A 17,126-nucleotide genomic window follows, 5' to 3' on the forward strand; every position below is an offset into this window, starting at 1 on the left:
GGCCGTGGGCCGCTTCGACCCGAGGGGGCGGGTGAACCGCGCGCTGCTGGTCGGCGTGTCGGAGTACGAGCACACGAAGCCGGCCGCGTGGGACGGGGTGGCCGGGCAGCTGCCCGCCGTGCGGCACAACGTCAGCAGGCTGCGCCAGGCCCTGCGCGGCGGGGTGTTCGCGGACCGGGAGATCACCGACTGCCGTTCGCCCACCCACGACGACTTCGGCGAGGACCTGCGCCGCGCCGCGCACGAGGCCGAGGGGCTGCTGCTGTGCTACTTCGCGGGGCACGGCGCGGTGCCGAGCGCGGGCAACGAGCTGTTCCTCCAGATGCGCAACGCGCGCGTGGTCGCGGGCGCGCAGGCCGTCTTCCCGAACGCGACCTCGTTCACCGAGGTGCTCACGGTGCTCGCGGGCAGCGGCGCCGAGCGGATCGTGGTGATCCTCGACTGCTGCTACGCGGGCAACGCCGCCAAGGTGTGGCACGACTTCCCGGGTCGGCACAAGATCCTGCTGCTGATGAGCGTGCAGGCCAACCGGCTCATCGACGCGGGCGACGGCACGGGCCCGACCCCGTTCACCGACGAGCTGGTACGGCTGCTGGAGACGGGCGGGGACCGGTCGCTGCTGGAGGTCTACGGGCGGGTGCGCGCGCGGATGCTCGGGGCGGGGCGTACGACCACCCAGAACGATCCCTGGGAGCCGCAGCTCGCCGCCGCGCCGGACACGGACGTCCTGCTGCGGCCGGGGTCGCGCCCGCAGCACGAGCCGCCGCCCGAACCCGCGCCGTCCCCGCCGTCTCCGTCCCCGTCCCCACCCCCGCCTGTGCCGGAGTCTCCGCCGCCGTCTCCGCCGGGGCCCCGCGAGCCCTCGTCCGGGTCAGGAGCGGGCCGCGTCCGGCGGGTGCTCGCGGGGCTGCTGGGGACGGTGGGGGCGGCGAGGACGCTGACCGGTGCTGCGGTGCGGTGGCTCGGTCGGCTCGGGCAGTCAGGGCAGTCAGGGCAGCCAGGGCGGCGCGGGTGGCTCGGTCGGCTCGGTCGGCTCGGGTGGTGGGGCAGGGCCGGGGTGGCCGTCGCGCTGGTGTTGCTGCTGGCGGGGGGCGGCTACGTCGTCGCGTGCCGGTTCATCGGTGCCGGGGACGCCACCGCCTGCCGTCCGCCCCTCGAACTGCGGGTGCTGACCGACCCCGACCTGGAGCCGGTGGTCCGCACCGCCGCGGACGCCTATCTCGGCTCGGGCGCCGACGACACCGGGCACGGCTGCCGCCGTACCGGCATCACCGTCTACAGCGCGGGCGCCGGAGCGGCGGTCACCGCGCTGCGCCGGCAGACCGACGCCTGGCAGGAGCCGCGCGAGGAGGACACCAACCCGCAGCGGGACATCGGCCCGCAGCCGGACGTCTGGATCCCGGCCTCGGGCACCGACGTGGCCCGGGTCGGCACCGACCGCACCGAGCGCAGCTTCGCCGAACTGCGCCCTGACGCGGGCCCGTTCGCGTACTCGCCGGTGGTGCTGGCCGTGCCGCGCAAGCTCGCCGGGAGCCGGGTGGAGGAGCGGACCGGGCTGCCGCTGGCCCGGCTGGCCGCTCGGCTGCGCGCGCGGGACGCGGCGGCCGCTGTGCTGCGCGCCGACCCGGAGGTCACCGACTCCGCGCTGCTGGCGACGGTCGGCCTCTACGGCGGCGGCGCCGACCCGCGCGCCGCCGAGCAGGGGGTGCGCGGCACGGGCCCGCCCGCCCCGACCGCCGCCGACCTGCTGTGCGCGCTGCCCGCCGACCGCGCGGCGGACGCCCGCACCGCCGCCCTCGTCCCTGAGTTCCTGCTGGTCAGCGGGGTGGGCTGCGCCAAGAACACCCGGGTGCCGCGGAGCGCCGAGTACCCGTCCGACGTACCGGCGCTCACGCCCACGTTCGTCCGGGTCGCCTGGGACGGCGGGGACCGGGACGCCGCCGTCCGGGCGGACGCCGTGGACCGCTTCCACGCGTGGCTCACCGGCCGGGACGGCCTCGCCGCCTTCGCCGCCGCCGGATTCCGCTCCGCCACGGGCACCGGGCATCCGCTGTTAGGCGCCGGGCCCGCCGACACGGGGGTGCTGAGCGCGGCGGGGCCGCTGCCGGGTGCCGCCGCGCGGACGGCGGTGGACACCGCGCTCAGCCGCTACCGCAGCGCGAACGGCCCCGGCCGGGTCCTCTACCTGCTGGACAGCTCCGGCTCGATGCACACACGGTGGCCGGGTCCCAGCGGCGGCCCCGGCATCCTGAAGCAGTCCCTGGGCGGGCTCGGCGACGAGGACGAGTACGGGGTGTGGGGCGTGTACGACGGTCCCGGCGGCCGCCACCACGACGAGGTGCTGGCCTTCGGGCACCACCGGCGCGCCGACGCCGAGCGCGGTGTGGACGCGGCGGCGCGGGTGCGGGACGCCGAGTCCGATCCGCACGCGGTGCTGCTCGACGCGCTCGACACGATGGCGGGGCGCGGCGCCGACGACAAGCGGCCCCAGCTGATCGTCTACATCACCGACGACGAGGACGACGACCGGCTGACCGGCGAGAACCTCGCCCAGGTGCTGGAGCGGGCCCGGCAGCGGAAGGTCCCGGTGGACATGGTGTCCCTGGTCGCCGGCTCCTGCGACCGGGGCCGCCCGGCGGCCGCCGTCGCCGAGGCGAGCCACGGCCGCTGCCTGGACACGGCCGACGACCTCGGCACCGGTCTGCACGACGAGGTGGCGCGGGTGGGGACGGGGGAGGACTGATGAGGCGGTGCGGGACCGGGCACCGGCGCGGGGAGCGGACCCGGCGCGGCGGGCGGCTGCCGCGGGCCCTGTCACCGGTGGCGTCCGCGCCGGTCGCGGCGGCCGTGCTGCTGGTGCTGGCCGCGGTCGCGGGCTGCACCGGCGGGGGCGGGCCGGAGGCGCGGCGGTCGCCCTCCGCCGATGTGCCCGGCGAGATCGTGGTGGCCAGCGGCCGGGACGTGACCGGGAAGAACGGCGTCCGGGAGCAGCTCATCGACGCCTGGAACCGGGAGCAGGACAAGGAGAACACGGGCTACCACGCACGGCTGGTCGAGCTGCCGGGCTCGGCCGACGAGCAGCGCAGCCAGCTGCTGGGCGCGCTCCAGTCGGGCAGCGCCGACTACGACGTGGTCAACCTGGACGTGACCTGGGTGCCGGAGTTCGCCGAGGCGGCGCTGGTCGATCCGCTGCCGGACGGCGCGCTCGACGGCGACGTCATCGCCTCGGTCGCCGCCACGGCGTACTGGAAGAAGCGGGTCTACGCGGTGCCGTTCAACACCGATGTGGGGCTGCTGTACTACCGGCTCGACCAGTTGCGGGAGGCCGGGGTCCGCGATCCCGTGCTCGGGCCCGGCACGTCCTGGCAGCGGCTGCGCGACCTCGCCGATGTCCTGGACACGCATCCGCCCGAGGGCTTCGAGAAGGCGTGGACGACGCAGCTCGCCGCCTACGAGGGCCGCACGGTCAACGCCATCGAGGCGTTCGCCTCCGCCACCGAGGACTTCGCCCTGACCGACGAGTCGGGCCGCTACACCGCGACCCGCCAGGAGCTCGCCGACGGCATCGCGGAGCTGCGGCGGCGCACGGAGAAGCCGTACACCCTGGACCACGCCCTCGCCTCCGACGAGGCCGCCTCGCTCAGTGACTTCGCGAGCGGCCGCACGGCCTTCCTGCGGCAGTGGCCCTACGCCTACGGCACGCTGCACCAGACCTTCTCGTCCCGGCAGCTCGGCGTGGCGCCGCTGCCCGGCCGGGCGGTGCTCGGCGGGCAGAACCTGGCGGTGGCCCGTTCCTCGGAGCGGCCCCGCAAGGCCGCGCAGCTCATCGCCTACCTCACCAGCGCGCAGAGCGAACGCTGCCTGCTGGACGCGGGGTTCGCCGCGACCCGGTCGTCGGCGTACACCGACGACCGGGTGCGGTGCGCGGTGGCGGCGGACCCCTCACCGGCCCCCACCGGGGAGAGCACCGACCGGATGCCGCGCGACGCGGCCGGCCGCCCCGACTACGCCCGCCGCATCCTGCTGCCCGCCCTCACCCGCGCGGTGCCCCGCCCCCGCACCCCGCTCTACGGCGCCTTCACCCAGACCTTCACCACCGAACTGGGCCGCCTGTTCACCGACGACCCCCCGACCGACGCGACCCTGGCCGCGGAACTGGACGAGGCACTGAGGAGGGTGCTGCCGGACGGGCCCTAGCGCGGTGGCACCGTCCGCGGACCGGCCCTAACGCCCCTGGACCGCGACCTGCTGCCCCGGAGCGGGTTCGGTCGTGGGGGCGGGGCCCGCGTTGGCGGCCGCTACCAGGGCGGCCACGGCGACGAGGGCCGCGCCGAGTCCTCGTACATGGCGTGCGGAGATGCGACCAGGGCGGGCGACAGGGCGTCCGGACACGGCGACCGACCTCACAGCGGCAGGGAACGACAGTGGGGGGTTAAGCAGGTTTAACGCAATTCCCAACCTAGGGTGTGGGAGCGCTCGGCCGGAAGGGCAAACCGGAGGGAAACAAGGGGAGTTGGACCGGCGTGGGCGGGATGTCCCCGCGGGGTGCCCGCGCCGGGCGGCGGGGCGGGCACGCGGGGGCCGGGGGGTGCGCGTACTGGCATGATGAGGCGCATGGCGAAGCGGGACGACCCGGAGACCATCGGGCGCAGGGTGCAGCGGCTGCGGCGCGAACGGGGCCTCACCCAGAAGCAGTTGGCCGAACCGGCGTACACACCCGCGTATGTCTCCACCCTGGAGGCCGGGCGGGTGCGGCCCTCCGACGCCGCGCTGCGCCACCTCGCCGAACGGCTCGGTGTCGCCTACGAGGAACTGGCCACCGGCCGCCCCGCCCATCTCGCCACCGATCTGCGGCTGCGGCTGACCGAGGCGCAGCGGACGCTGGCCACCGGGGAGACCGGCCGGGCCGCCGAGCTGTACGGGGAGCTGCTCGCCGAGGCCGAGCAGCTCGACCTCGCCGACATCCGGGCCGACGCGCTGCTCGGGCTCGGTGAATGCGCCCTGGAGACCGGTGAACTGGAGAGCGGGCGGCGCTACTTCGAGCAGTCCGAGCAGGCCCTGGCCGACGCGCCGCTGCCCGCCCGTGTCCCCGCGCTGCGCGGCCGGGCCGTCGCCCACTACCTCACCGGCGAACTGCGGTACGCCGTCTACCTCTTCGAGTCCACCCTCGACGAACTGAACCGCTCCGGACTGCACGACCCGGACGCCCTGCTCCTCCTCTACGCCGGTGTCATCGGCCCGTACATGGACATGGGCGCGCACGCGCGGGCGGCGCAGGCGGCCGAGTTCGCCCTCGCGCTCGCCCCGCAGGCGGGCGATCCGGCGCTGGTGGCCCGGATGCACCGGTCGGTGGCCCGCACCCTGCTCGCCGAGGGCCGGATCGCCGAGGCGGACGCCTCGCTCGCCAAGGCCGCCGAGCTCTACCGCCACCTCCAGCTGCGCACCGAACTCGCCAACTGCCACTGGATGCGCGGCTATGTCTGCGCGCAGAACGGCGAACTGGAGCGCGCCGAGCAGGAGTTGCGGTCCGCGCTCGACATGCTGACCGCCAAGCGGGCCGCCCTCTACACCCGGCAGGTCGCCGTCGAACTGGCCGATGTGCTGCACCGGCGCGGCAAGTCGGGGCAGGCCGCCGACCTGCTGCGGGACGTGCTCGGCGACCTCTCCTCCGAGCGGGGCGCGATGCACGCCGCCGCCGCGCACCGGCTGCTCGGCATCATCGCCGAGGACGCCCGGGACACGGAGGCCGCCGAGGAGCACTACGTCCGCGCGCTGAGCCTTCTGGAGCGGGCCGGTGCCGCCGGTGACCTGGCCGACCTGTGCCGCCTCCTCGGTGATCTGCTGCGCCGCACCGGCCGGGTGGAGGCGGCCCTCGACGTCTACCGCACCGGTCTCGGCCACCGCACCGCCCCGGGCACCACCACGCTGGGCCCGGCCCCCGCGCAGCCGCCGCTGTGACACCGGGCGCCGTCCGGGGCGTGTACACGCCGGACGCGTGGACGCGCCTTCCTAGGATCACCGTATGGACATACTCGTCTTCGTCATCGTCTTCGCTGCTCTGCTCACCGGGTTCGCCACGATCGAGGTCCGGATCGCCCGCACCGACCGGCGCACCGCCCGCGTCGAGCACAAACTGGATCTGATCCTGGACCACCTGGGGCTGCGCGAGGCGGAGCCGTGGCGCGGCGAGGTGGCCGAACTGGCGCGGAGCGGCCGGACGATCCAGGCGATCAAGGTGTACCGGGAGGCCACGGACGCCGGTCTGAAGGAGGCCAAGGAGGCCGTGGACCGGATCGCCGCCGGCTGAACCGGGCCGCGCCCGCGTCGTCGTCGCTCAGGCCTGGGCGCGGGTTCCGTCCCGGGCCGCCGTCAGGCGCTCCACGCCCAGCTGGGCCGCCGTCAGGGTGGCGTCGGAGGGGAGTTCCCCGGGGGCGCCGTCGGTCAGGGTGAGCGCGTCGCCGCCGACGCGCACGGCCACGACGTCGAGCGTGAGCGCGGTGGTGTCCGTGCCGTCCCCGTCGTCGTCCCGGCCGCCGGAGTCCCGCCCGTCCGTGCCGTCTGCGCCGTCCGCGCTGTCGCGCGGTCCGGTGAAGGTGATCCGCAGGCCCTGCCGGGCGTCGCCGAGCGCGGGCAGCGCGAGGTCGTCGACCCGCACCGTCTGCTCCCCGGCCCGGGTGGTCGCCGCCGTGAACCGGGCGCAGGTCCGCGGCAGCGTCCGCAGCCAGGCCAGGGTGCGGTCCACGTCCGCCGGGCGCAGGGTGAGGACCTGGTGGCGCAGTTGGGCCCGGTCGTCGCCGTCGTCGAAACCGGTCACCGCGTACGTCCCCGTGGGGGCGCCGAGCGGCTGGTCGGCGTAGAGCGCGTCGATGAGCCGCTGGCAGTCGGGCGCGGTCCCGGCGCCGGTACGTGCCTTGAGGATGCCGTCCCGCCAGGTCGCCGCCCCCTCGGTCGGTTCCCAGGGCACCCCGAGGTCGTCCTCGGTGAGCAGCGCGGCCTGCGCCTGCGCCGCGGTGAGCCCGGCGGGGGCGGCCGGTGCCGTCGGGGCGGCCGGTGTCCGCGGGGCGGCCGGCCGGGAGGCCGCGGCGGCGGACGGCGAGGCGGCGGCCGGCCGGGCCTCCTGCCCGGAGCCGCAGGCGGTCAGCGCCGGCGGACCGGCCGCGCAGAGCACGGCGACGGCAAGGACACGGACAGCCGGGAGCCGGGGCATGGGCGGGTCCTCCACAACGACGGTCGGACGACGGTCACGGCCGGGGCGGTCACGGCGGCAGCGGCGCCGGGGCACCGACGCCCGCGACGCGCACGACGCCCGCGACGCGCACCGGACGGTCATCCCACCGCACCACCGACTCCGGCCCCGCACCACCGCGCCGGTCCGTCCGGGTGAGCGCCACGGACGGCACCGCGCGCGGGGGCGCCCCGGGCCGGGAGGCGGGGCGCATAGGGTCGGGAGCGGAGTGCGAGTACAACCGAGTCTTCGAGGGAGCCCGCCGTGACCGGTCCGTCCAACGCCGACGCCACGCCCGTGATCATCGACTGCGACACCGGCGTCGACGACGCGCTCGCCCTGCTGTTCGCCGTCCGGCACCCGGGGCTCGACCTGCGCGCGGTGACCTGCGTGGCCGGGAACACGGACGTGGACCAGGTGGTGCGCAACACGCTCACCGTGCTGGAGCAGGCGGGCGCACCCGGGATCCCGGTGGCGCGCGGCGCCGAGCGCCCGCTGATCGAGCCCGTGCGCACCGCGCTCCACGTGCACGGCCGCGACGGCATGGGCGACCTCGGCCTGCCCGCCCCGGCGCGGCGGCCCGCCGACGTGGACGCGGTGGCGCTGCTGCGCCGCACGATCCTGGCCTCGCCCCGGCCGGTCACCCTGATCCCCACCGCGCCCCTGACCAACATCGCCCTGCTGCTGCGCACCCACCCGGAGGTGACGCGGAACATCGAGCGGATCGTGTTCATGGGCGGCGCGGTCGCCACCGGGAACGCCACGGCGGTCGCCGAGTTCAACGTCTGGCACGACCCGGAGGCCGCCGCGATCCTGCTGAGCGCCGGGGTGCCGACCACGATGTACGGGCTGGACGTGTTCGAGCGGGTCGTCGTCCCGGCCGGTGACGTGCGCCGGCTGGGGGAGAGCACCGAGCCGGGCGCGCGGCTGGCCGGGCGGCTGCTGTCCCACCGCGACCCGGTGACCGGCGAGGAGGACCCGGGGGGCGGCCTCGGGGACGCGGGCGCCGTCTGCGCGGTCGCCGACCCGGCGGGACTGACCACGCACCGGCTGCCCGTCGAGGTGACCCTCGCGCCGGGACCGGGGCGCGGCCAGACGGTCGTCGACCGCCGTCGGCGCCCCGGCGAGGCGGAACTGCACGGCGAGGCCCGTGAGCAGCCGCTGGTGGACGTCGCGCTCGACGTCGACGTGGAGCGGTACGTGAAGCTGTATCTGGCCACCGTCGAGGGCGCGGGCACGCGGGCCTGACCGCGACGGACGGGACCGGCCCACGCCCCGTTCACGACCGGTTCACGACCGGCCCGAGCACGGCCGGTCGGGGGCCGAAGGGGGCGGTCGGGGGTGCGCCGCGGGGCGTGACACCGGCGCGGTCCGGATACGGGGTTCGCCTCCCCGGCGGCCGGGACAAGATTCCCTGAGCCGTTCCGGCGCCGCCCGAAGACCCGCGGACCCGTACCCGCGGACCCGCGCCCGCGGGCTCCGGGCCCGCAGGCCCACGGCTCCCCGTCCGAAGAGGAGACCGCGTGACCGACCGCACCGACGACGCACCGCCCGACCTGTCCTCCCGCGACCCCGACTGGTGGCGGCAGGCCGTCGTCTACCAGGTCTACCCCCGCAGCTTCGCCGACGCCGACGGGGACGGACTCGGCGACATCCGGGGCATCACCCGGCGGCTGACGCATCTGGCCGGGCTCGGTGCCGACGCCGTGTGGCTCAGCCCGTTCTACCCCTCCGAACTGGCCGACGGCGGCTACGACGTCGCCGACCACCGGGACGTCGACCCCCGCCTCGGCACCCTCGACGACTTCGACGCGCTGGTCGCCGAGGCGCACCGCCTCGGCCTGAAGGTGATCGCGGACATCGTCCCCAACCACAGCTCGCACCGGCACCGCTGGTTCCAGGAGGCGCTGCGGGCCGGACCCGGCTCCGCCGCCCGCGCCCGGTACGTCTTCCGGGACGGCCGCGGCGAGCGGGGCGAACTGCCGCCCACCGACTGGCAGTCGGTGTTCGGCGGCAGCGCCTGGCGGCGGGTGCCGGACGGCCAGTGGTACCTGCACCTGTTCGCCCCCGAGCAGCCGGACTTCGACTGGAGCAACGAGGAGGTGCGCGCCGACTTCCGCACCACCCTGCGGTTCTGGTCCGACCGGGGCGTGGACGGCTTCCGCGTCGATGTGGCGCACGCCCTGGTCAAGGATCTCGACGAACCGCTGCGCGACGTCGGGGACATCGGCGTCACCGGCGAGGACGCGCTGCCGCGTCTGGAGCCGGGCAGCCATCCGTACTGGGACCGGGACGGCGTGCACGAGATCTACCGGGACTGGCGCAAGATCTTCGACGCCTACTCCCCGCCCCGCACCGCCGTCGCCGAGGCCTGGGTGCCGGACGCGCGGCGCGCGCTGTACGCCCGGCCCGACGAGCTGGGCCAGGCCTTCAACTTCGAGTACCTCCAGACCGGGTGGGACGCGGACGGACTGCGCGCCGCCATCGCCGCCTCCCTGGCCACCGCGCGGGCCGCCGGTGCCTCCGCCACCTGGGTGCTGTCCAACCACGACGTGGTGCGGCACGCCTCCCGGCTGGTGCTCCCGCCGGGCACGGACGAGAACGCCTGGCTGCTGGCCGGCGGCCGGGCGCCCGCCGTGGACCCGGCGGCCGGACTGCGCCGGGCCCGCGCGGCGACCCTGCTGATGCTGGCCCTGCCCGGCTCCGCCTACCTCTACCAGGGCGAGGAACTGGGCCTGCCCGAGGTCGCCGACCTGCCCACCGAGGTGCTCCAGGACCCCGTCTGGGAGCAGACGGGCCGTGTCCGCAAGGGCAGGGACGGCTGCCGGGTGCCGCTGCCGTGGACGACGACCGGACCCTCGTACGGCTTCGGGCCCGGCGGGTCCTGGCTGCCGCAGCCGCCCTCCTTCGCCGCGTACGCCGTCCAGGCGCAGGACGGGGTGGAGGGCTCGACCCTGGAGCTGTACCGCACGGCGCTGCGGCTGCGCCGCAAGCTGCTCGCGGACGAGTCGCTGACCTGGACGCAGGACACCCCGGCGGGCGTGCTGGCGTTCGCCCGCTCCGCGGGCTGGCGGTGTGTCACCAACCTGTCGGACGGGTCCGTACCGCTGCCGCCGGGCGAGGTGCTGCTGAGCAGCGCACCGCCGACGGGCGACCGGCTGGAGCCGGACACCACCGTGTGGCTGGCCTAGGCCCCCGGCTCCGGGGCGCCGGCCGTGCCGAGGACAATGATCGTCGACGGACGCGGAGGAACCACAGGCCCTGGCGGGCGGAGGGGTGGGCGGATGCCGGACCGGCGTACGTACGCGGCGGTGACCGCGGCCTGCGTGCTGCTCGCGGGGTGCTCGTCCACCGCACAGGTCGGTGACACCAGCCCCCAGGACGCGCTGACGCGCACCCTGGAGCCCGGTGAGCGCCCCGCCGTGCCGGACCTCGGCGGGACGTCCCTGGACGGCCGGGAGATCCGGTTGTCCGACTACCGGGGCAAGGTCGTCGTGCTCAACGTCTGGGCGCACTGGTGCGGCCCGTGCCGACTGGAGGCCCCGGAGCTGGAGAAGATCCAGCGGGAGTGGTCGCCCCGCGGGGTGCAGGTGCTCGGGATCGCCGACGACAGCAGCCGCGCCGAGGCGCTCACCTTCCAGCGGGACCACCGTCTGAGCTATCCGTCCCTGCACGATCCGGCGGGCAAGCAGGTGCTGCGCCTGCCCCGCGGACTGGTGAACACCCAGACGCTCCCCCTCACCGTGGTCATCGACCGGGAGGGCCGGGCCGCGGCCGTCCGGATCGGCATGACGTCGGAGAGCCGGATGGCGAAGGTGCTCGAACCGCTGCTCCCCGCCGCGGCGGCGTCCGGCGGGCCGGGGCGCTGAACCGGGCGTCCGGACGGACAATGGCCGGGCGCCGGGCGTACCGGTCCCGCCCGCAGTCCTCGCCGAAAGGAACGAGATGACCGCCACCACCCGTACCGTCGCCGTGCTGGGCACCGGCATCATGGGCGCCGCGATGGCCCGCAGCCTCCTGCGGGCCGGGCACACCGTCCGCGCCTGGAACCGCACCCGCGCCAAGGCCGAGCCGCTGGCCGCCGAGGGCGCCGAGGTCACGGCCGCCGCCGCCGACGCGGTCCGGGACGCCGATGCCGTGCTGACCATGCTCTACGACGGCGGCACCGTCCTGGAGGTCATGCGCGAGGCCGCCCCCGAGGCCCGTGCGGGCGCCGTCTGGGCGCAGTCGACCACCTCCGGCCTGGAGGCGGTCGGCGAACTGGCGGACCTCGCCCGCGCCCACGGCCTGGTCTTCTACGACGCCCCGGTCCTCGGCACCCGCCAGCCCGCCGAGTCCGGGCAGCTCACCGTGCTGGCCGCCGGGCCCGCGGAGGGCCGCGCGGCGGTGCGGCCGCTGTTCGACGCGGTGGGCGCGCGCACGGTGTGGACCGGCGAGGACGGCGCCGCGGCCACCGCGACCCGGCTGAAGCTGGTCGCCAACAGCTGGGTCATCGCGGCCACCGCCGCCACCGGCGAGACCCTGTCCCTGGCCGAGGGGCTGGGCGTGGACCCGGCGGCCTTCTTCGACCTGATCGCGGGCGGCCCGCTCGACATGGGCTATCTGCGCGCCAAGGCCGGGCTCGTCCTCGACGGCGCCCTGCTGCCGCCGAGCTTCGCGGTGACCACGGCGGAGAAGGACGCCCGGCTGATCGTGGAGGCCGGTGCGCGGCACGGCGTACGCCTGGACGTGGCCGCCGCGAGCGCCGACCGCTTCGCCCGCGCCGCCGCCCAGGGCCACGGCGGCGAGGACATGGCCGCGGCCTACTTCGCCAGCTTCGACGAGCGTCCGGCGCCGGGGGTCTGACCGCCCGGCCGCCCGGCTGCCCGACGGCCGGTCAGCCCAGGCAGAGGACCAGCAGGCAGAGCTGCGGGGACGCCGGGTCCGCGGCGGGCGGCGAGGACGGGTCCGTGCTGCCGTGACCGGGCGGGGTGCCCTGGGGAGTGGTGGGCCCGGTCGACGGGTGCTGTGCCGGGGTGTCCGGGGAATCGTGTGCAGCCGGGGTGCCGCCGGTCCCAGAGGTGCCGCCCTCGGCCGAGGTCCCGGACGGGCCCGCCGGAGCCGGGTGCGTGGCGGGCGCGGAGGGCGCCACCGGCGCGGGCGGGGCGGCGGCGTCGGGGCGTACGCCCTGTCCGGCCGGGGCGGAGAGATGGTGCGCGGGCGCGGCCGGAGGCGAGGAGTGCCGCACACCGGAGAAGCCGGTCCCGGGAGTCCTCCCGGGGGCGGATCCGGTCCCGGCCGCCGGTGCGGAGCCGTGGCCCGCGGGCTGCCTGCCGACGCTGTCCGGGTGCGGGCCGTCCTGAGCCGGGGCCGCCGCCTGGGCGCGGTCGCCGCCGCCGCGTTCCATCGAGGCGACCGTCAGACCGCCGCCGACCAGCGCCACCGCCGTGGCGACCAGGGCCCGGCGCTGGGTCTTCTTCCAGCGGGCCAGCTGCCGCCGCCGCGCCGCCCGCCCCGGCCGCTGCCGGACCTCCGGCAGATCCGGCAGGTCCGGCACGTCCGATGGACCCGACAGGTTCGTCCCGCCCGGCACCCGCGGCACCTCTGCGGTGACCGGGGCGTCCGGTGGGGCGGTCTCCCGCGTGGCGGCCGCCGCCGGGCCGGGGGCATAGGCGTGCGCGGAGTCCGTGGTGGCGTTCGGTGCTATGTCCGGCGCGTACGCACCGCAACCGGGGCACACCAGGGCACCGTTGAGGTGCCGTCGGCACGTGGAGCAGTAGTCCATCCGGATCTTCCTGGGTCGGCTGCCGGGCGGCCAGTCACGCTAACAACCGGGCCGCCGCGCTGTGTGGAGCCTGTGTGACGCTCTCGCACGGATTCGGCACCGGACCTCGTCCGCCCGAAGGATGTGGCGGCCCCTCAAGATCGCCGAGGATGGCGGGGACATGCTCGGACCCGAGGGAAGGGAAGTCCCTTGCGCATCCGCAGGATCGCCGCGGCCACCGTCGTCGCCACCGCCTTGTCACTGACCTCCGCCGCCGCACCTGCGGCCTTCGCCGGCCCCGGACCGGCCTCCGCCCCGGCCACCGCCACCGCCGCGGCCCGGCCGGGCACCGCCTTGGACCCGGCCGCCCTCGGCGGCGCGCTGCGCGCCGTGCACGAGGCGGGCATGTACGGCCTGTACTCCTCGGTCCGCGACGGCGACCGCGCCTGGAGCGGCGCGTCCGGCGTCGCGGACGTGGCCACCGGCCGCCCGGTCCGGCCGGACATGCGCCACCGGGTGGGCAGCATCAGCAAGTCCTTCGCCGCCGTCGCCGTGCTCCAGCAGGTGGAGGCGGGCCGGGTCCGCCTGGACGCCCCCATCGCCACGTATCTGCCCGGCCTGGTCCCGGGCGGGCGCGGGGACCGGATCACCGTCCGCATGCTGCTCGACCACACCAGCGGCATCGGCGACTACGTGGTGCCCGCCTTCCCGTCCCTGGCCGAGGGCTCGACGGCCAGCCTCGACGAGGAGCGGTTCCGCTCGATCCGCCCGGCGGAACTGGTCCGCCTCGGCCTGGCCGCCCCCGCCACCGGCGCACCCGGCGCGCTGCCCGGCCACTACTCCAACACCAACTACGTCATCGCCGGACTCCTGCTGGCCAAGGTCACCGGCCAGGACCCGGAGGCGTACATCACCCGCCATGTCATCGGCCGGGCCGGGCTGCGCCACACCTCCTACCCGCGCACCGCCGCCCTCCAGGGCCCGCACGCGCGGATGTACGAGAGCTTCTACGGCCTCATCGACCCGCCCCGCGACTACAGCGTCTACGACATGTCCTGGGCGTACACGGCGGGCGCGGTGGTCTCCACCACCGACGACCTGAACCGCTTCTACCGGGCGCTGCTGACGGGCCGGCTGATCGGCCCGGCCGCGCTGAAGGAGATGCAGCGGACCGTCCCCGTGGACGGCCTGAACTACGGACTGGGCCTGTACGCCGTCGACATACCCGGCTGCGGCCGCTTCTGGGGCCACGACGGCGCCGTGTTCGGCGCCGGGACGATCGCGCTGTCCAGCCCGGACGGGAAGCGCCAGGCCGCCGTCGGCTGGAACCTGATGAAGTACGAGCGCCTGAAGGAGGACGGCACCGGTTTCGAGCCGAGCCCGGTCGACGACGCACTCAACGCCTACCTGGGCGCCGCGCTCTGCCCGGCCACCGCGTCGGCCGCCGCCACCCCCGCGCCGTCCGTGTCCGCACCCCGCACCGCTACCGTGCTCCGGGGCGCCGATCTCTCCCCGGACGCCTGGGCCGGGCTCCCGCGCTGAACCGTTCCCGGCCGATCCCCGTCTGACGGGGCGGACCTGTGACGGAAGGACGGAACGTGCGCAACGGCGAGAAGGCGGCGGCCGGTGCCGGGGACGACGCGCGGCTCGGCCGTATCGGCCGGTCGCCCGTGCGGTGGCACACCGCCCTGCTGACCGGGTGGACGGTCCTGTGGTTCCTGGTGGCCGAACGGCACGGGGCCGTGTCCTGGCACTATCTGCGCAGCGGTGAGGAACTGCTGTTCAGTCAGGTGCCGGGCGGCGGCCTCGCGCTGTACGCCAACCACCCGGAGTTGCAGATCGGCCCGGTCTCCTTCGTCGTCGCCGCGCTGTTCGGGCCCTTCCCCGCGGCCCTGGGCGAGAACCTGGCCGAGGCGTTCATGTCCGGCCTGGGCCTGTACATGCTGGTCCTGATCGGCCGGACCGCCGCCGAGTGGGGGCGCGGCACCGGGATGAACCACAAGCGCCTCCAGCAGCGCGTCCTGGTCGCCGGTGCCGCGTTCATCCCCATGTGGGTGGAGGTCTCGGTGCGGTTCGCGCACCTGGACGACGTAATGGCCCTGTTCTTCACCACGCTGGCGGTGCGCGCCCTGGTGCGCGGCAACGCCACCGCCGTCGGCGTCTTCCTCGCGCTGGCGGTGGACTCCAAGCCGTGGGCGGTGGGCTTCCTGCCGCTGCTGCTGGCGCTGCCCAGGGCCGAACGGCTGCGCGCGGCGGCCTGGACGGTGGGCCTGGTGGCGGCGGCCTGGCTGCCGTTCTACCTGACCCATCTGGAGACGTTCGCCGCCGCCCGGTTCACCATCCCGAACCAGCCCGCCTCCTCGCTGCGCTGGTTCGGGGTGACCGACCCGGCCACCCCCTGGTGGGACCGGCCCGCGCAGATGGGCCTCGGGATCGCGCTCGGCGCGCTCGCGGTGCGCCGGGGCCGCTGGGCGGCCGTGGTGGTGCTGGCCGCCGACGCGCGGATCGTGCTGGACCCGAGCGTGTACACGTACTACAACGCGTCGGTGCTGCTCGGCACGCTCATCTGGGACTCGGTGGGGCAGCGGCGGCTGGTGCCCTGGGTGAGCTGGATAGCGCTGATCTCCCTGTACGGCAGCGCGCTGCTGGTGCCCTCGGACTCGGCGCAGGGCCTGATCCGGCTGGCGTTCGCCGTCGGTTCGGCGCTGTACGTGCTGTTCTGGCCGCAGCGTCCGCCGCGCGGCTCACGGGAGGCCACCGCGCCCGCGGTGCGGCTGCCGGGGCAGCGGCGCGCGCCGGACGGCTCTCAGGCCCGGTCGGTCAGCTCCTCCGCGTAGACCTGGGACAGCGGCTGCGGGCCCACATAGCGCTGGCAGTTGCACCGGCCCGGCTCGTAGCGCAGGGGCTTCTTGTTCTCGTCCCAGGCGACGGGCACCTCGACGCGTTCGTGGCAGCGGCCGTCGCGGTCGTGCTTGGCCAGGTGGTGCGTGCAGCCGCAGACGGGCTCGGGCGGCTGGTGGGCCGCCTCCAGGGCGAGCCGCTCCGCCCGCTGCGCCTCCAGGAGCTCCAGCCGGCGCTGGTGCCGGTTGCGCAGCGCGGTGCGCGCGGTGTCCGCGAGCCACGCGAAGCCACCGGTCCAGAACAGGATGAGCACCCACCAGATCCAGTTCATCTCTCCCCCGTCCCGCTCCCCGCGCAGCCGCCCGGCACGCGCTCGCGCCGCAGGGCGGGCTCCGGCTCCGCGCGCCGCGGCACGGGTTCAGGATAGACAACGGCGGGCCGTACGGGAGGGGGCGCGACGGGCCGGGCGGCGCGGGCGCGGCGCGGCAGGCGCAGCCGCCGCCAGGGGCGTTCGTGGAGGACGGCCAGGACGAGGGCGGCGGCCACCGCGATCAGGTGCTCGCGGCCGGCCAGGTTGGGTTTCACCACCGACTCGGCGACCATCGAGCCGCCGGTGAGGAAGAAGACGACCGGGGCGCGGCGCACCACGGAGAGATAGGTGAACAGGCCGACCACGGCCGCGGACGGGCCGGTGTCCAGGACGTGGCCGATCTCCGGCGGCAGGCCGATCCCGCCGTGGCCGGGGCCGACGGCGAGCATCACCCGCACGGTGAGGGTGCCGGCCAGCGTGGTGACGTAGGAGATGTAGAGGGTGCGGGCGCGGCCCAGGGTGACTTCGGCGAGGGCGAAGGCCAGGAAGAGCTGGGTGATGCCCGCCCACACCGGCAGGTCCAGGGCGGGGACGTAGAGCGAGACGGGGGTGCGGGCCAGGGCCAGCCACAGCGGCAGGTCGGCCTGGACGCCGCCGACCAGCCGCACCGCCGTCTCGCCCCGGGGGTGCTGGGCGACCGCGTGGAAGAAGATCACGCCGAAGGCGGCCACGAAGGCGAGCAGCAGCCCGGACAGGCCCCGGCGCAGCAGCAGGCGCACCGGGTCGACGACCATGGCGTGCCATTCACCGCGCAGGGTGCGGACGACGAACAGCGCGAGCCGGGTCACCAGATCCCGCCCGCGCTGCCGGACCCGCGGTCCGCCGGGTCTCACTCCCTCGTCCTGTCCGGCTTCACCGGTCCTCTGTTCCGTCGCACCACCGCTCGGCTCCTCGAAGCAGTTCCCGCCCAAACGTACGCACAACCGTATGGACCGGAAACCGGCCCG

General features: G+C 76.0%; 14 protein-coding genes. 10 read left to right on the forward strand and 4 right to left on the reverse strand.

The window, feature by feature from the left end; genetic code table 11:
• Nucleotides 1–4: 4 nt before the first annotated feature.
• The 4 genes from ACWDYF_RS08690 to ACWDYF_RS08705 all read left to right on the forward strand — a co-directional run bounded on the left by ACWDYF_RS08690 (nucleotide 5) and on the right by ACWDYF_RS08705 (nucleotide 6,307).
• Nucleotides 5–2,743 (forward strand): caspase family protein, encoded by a 2,739-nt coding sequence (locus tag ACWDYF_RS08690; RefSeq protein WP_389462713.1) that lies wholly within the window; start codon nucleotides 5–7, stop codon nucleotides 2,741–2,743.
• The gene (locus ACWDYF_RS08695) at nucleotides 2,743–4,197 is read left to right on the forward strand and encodes an extracellular solute-binding protein (protein WP_389462712.1); all 1,455 of its coding nucleotides are present in this window, start codon (nucleotides 2,743–2,745) and stop codon (nucleotides 4,195–4,197) included. The genes ACWDYF_RS08690 and ACWDYF_RS08695 overlap by 1 nt, the downstream gene beginning before the upstream one ends.
• 417 nt (nucleotides 4,198–4,614) lie before the next feature.
• Nucleotides 4,615–5,958, forward strand: a complete 1,344-nt coding sequence (locus tag ACWDYF_RS08700; RefSeq protein ID WP_389462711.1) for a helix-turn-helix domain-containing protein — start codon at nucleotides 4,615–4,617, stop codon at nucleotides 5,956–5,958.
• Between the two features lie 64 nt (nucleotides 5,959–6,022).
• Nucleotides 6,023–6,307 carry a hypothetical protein gene (locus ACWDYF_RS08705; RefSeq protein WP_389462710.1) on the forward strand — a complete coding sequence of 95 codons (285 nt, stop codon included), beginning with the start codon at nucleotides 6,023–6,025 and terminating at the stop codon, nucleotides 6,305–6,307.
• Between the two features lie 27 nt (nucleotides 6,308–6,334).
• Here the strand turns inward: ACWDYF_RS08705 and ACWDYF_RS08710 are convergent, their stop codons facing one another.
• Nucleotides 6,335–7,207 carry a hypothetical protein gene (locus ACWDYF_RS08710; RefSeq protein ID WP_389462709.1) on the reverse strand — a complete coding sequence of 291 codons (873 nt, stop codon included), beginning with the start codon at nucleotides 7,205–7,207 and terminating at the stop codon, nucleotides 6,335–6,337.
• Between the two features lie 282 nt (nucleotides 7,208–7,489).
• Here ACWDYF_RS08710 and ACWDYF_RS08715 point away from each other — a divergent pair, with 282 nt between their 5' ends.
• The 4 genes from ACWDYF_RS08715 (at nucleotide 7,490) to ACWDYF_RS08730 (ending at nucleotide 12,070) form a co-directional block, all read left to right on the forward strand.
• Nucleotides 7,490–8,473, forward strand: a complete 984-nt coding sequence (locus ACWDYF_RS08715) for a nucleoside hydrolase (RefSeq protein WP_389462708.1) — start codon at nucleotides 7,490–7,492, stop codon at nucleotides 8,471–8,473.
• A 275-nt stretch (nucleotides 8,474–8,748) separates the two neighbouring features.
• Nucleotides 8,749–10,416 carry a glycoside hydrolase family 13 protein gene (locus ACWDYF_RS08720; protein WP_389462707.1) on the forward strand — a complete coding sequence of 556 codons (1,668 nt, stop codon included), beginning with the start codon at nucleotides 8,749–8,751 and terminating at the stop codon, nucleotides 10,414–10,416.
• Between the two features lie 93 nt (nucleotides 10,417–10,509).
• Entirely contained in the window at nucleotides 10,510–11,094 is a 585-nt protein-coding gene (locus ACWDYF_RS08725; protein WP_389462706.1) for a TlpA family protein disulfide reductase, read from the forward strand.
• A 76-nt stretch (nucleotides 11,095–11,170) separates the two neighbouring features.
• A complete protein-coding gene (locus tag ACWDYF_RS08730; protein ID WP_389462705.1) occupies nucleotides 11,171–12,070 on the forward strand; it encodes an NAD(P)-dependent oxidoreductase in 900 nt (299 codons plus the stop codon).
• Nucleotides 12,071–12,101: 31 nt separating this feature from the next.
• Here ACWDYF_RS08730 and ACWDYF_RS08735 read toward each other — a convergent pair whose 3' ends face one another.
• The gene (locus ACWDYF_RS08735; protein ID WP_389462704.1) at nucleotides 12,102–12,989 is read right to left on the reverse strand and encodes an SCO2400 family protein; all 888 of its coding nucleotides are present in this window, start codon (nucleotides 12,987–12,989) and stop codon (nucleotides 12,102–12,104) included.
• 189 nt (nucleotides 12,990–13,178) lie between these two features.
• Here ACWDYF_RS08735 and ACWDYF_RS08740 point away from each other — a divergent pair, with 189 nt between their 5' ends.
• Together ACWDYF_RS08740 and ACWDYF_RS08745 are read left to right on the forward strand one after the other, a co-directional pair.
• Complete coding sequence (locus ACWDYF_RS08740; protein WP_389462703.1) at nucleotides 13,179–14,510, forward strand: serine hydrolase domain-containing protein; 1,332 nt, start codon at nucleotides 13,179–13,181, stop codon at nucleotides 14,508–14,510.
• Nucleotides 14,511–14,566: 56 nt separating this feature from the next.
• Complete coding sequence (locus ACWDYF_RS08745; RefSeq protein ID WP_381738744.1) at nucleotides 14,567–15,805, forward strand: hypothetical protein; 1,239 nt, start codon at nucleotides 14,567–14,569, stop codon at nucleotides 15,803–15,805.
• Here the strand turns inward: ACWDYF_RS08745 and ACWDYF_RS08750 are convergent.
• Nucleotides 15,775–16,140 (reverse strand): hypothetical protein, encoded by a 366-nt coding sequence (locus ACWDYF_RS08750; RefSeq protein WP_381738742.1) that lies wholly within the window; start codon nucleotides 16,138–16,140, stop codon nucleotides 15,775–15,777. The genes ACWDYF_RS08745 and ACWDYF_RS08750 overlap by 31 nt on opposite strands.
• Entirely contained in the window at nucleotides 16,137–17,012 is an 876-nt protein-coding gene (locus ACWDYF_RS08755) for a hypothetical protein (RefSeq protein WP_381738740.1), read from the reverse strand. Before ACWDYF_RS08755 ends, ACWDYF_RS08750 begins: the two co-directional genes overlap by 4 nt.
• Nucleotides 17,013–17,126 lie beyond the last annotated feature (114 nt).

It is taken from the genome of Streptomyces sp. NPDC003284, assembly GCF_053589675.1.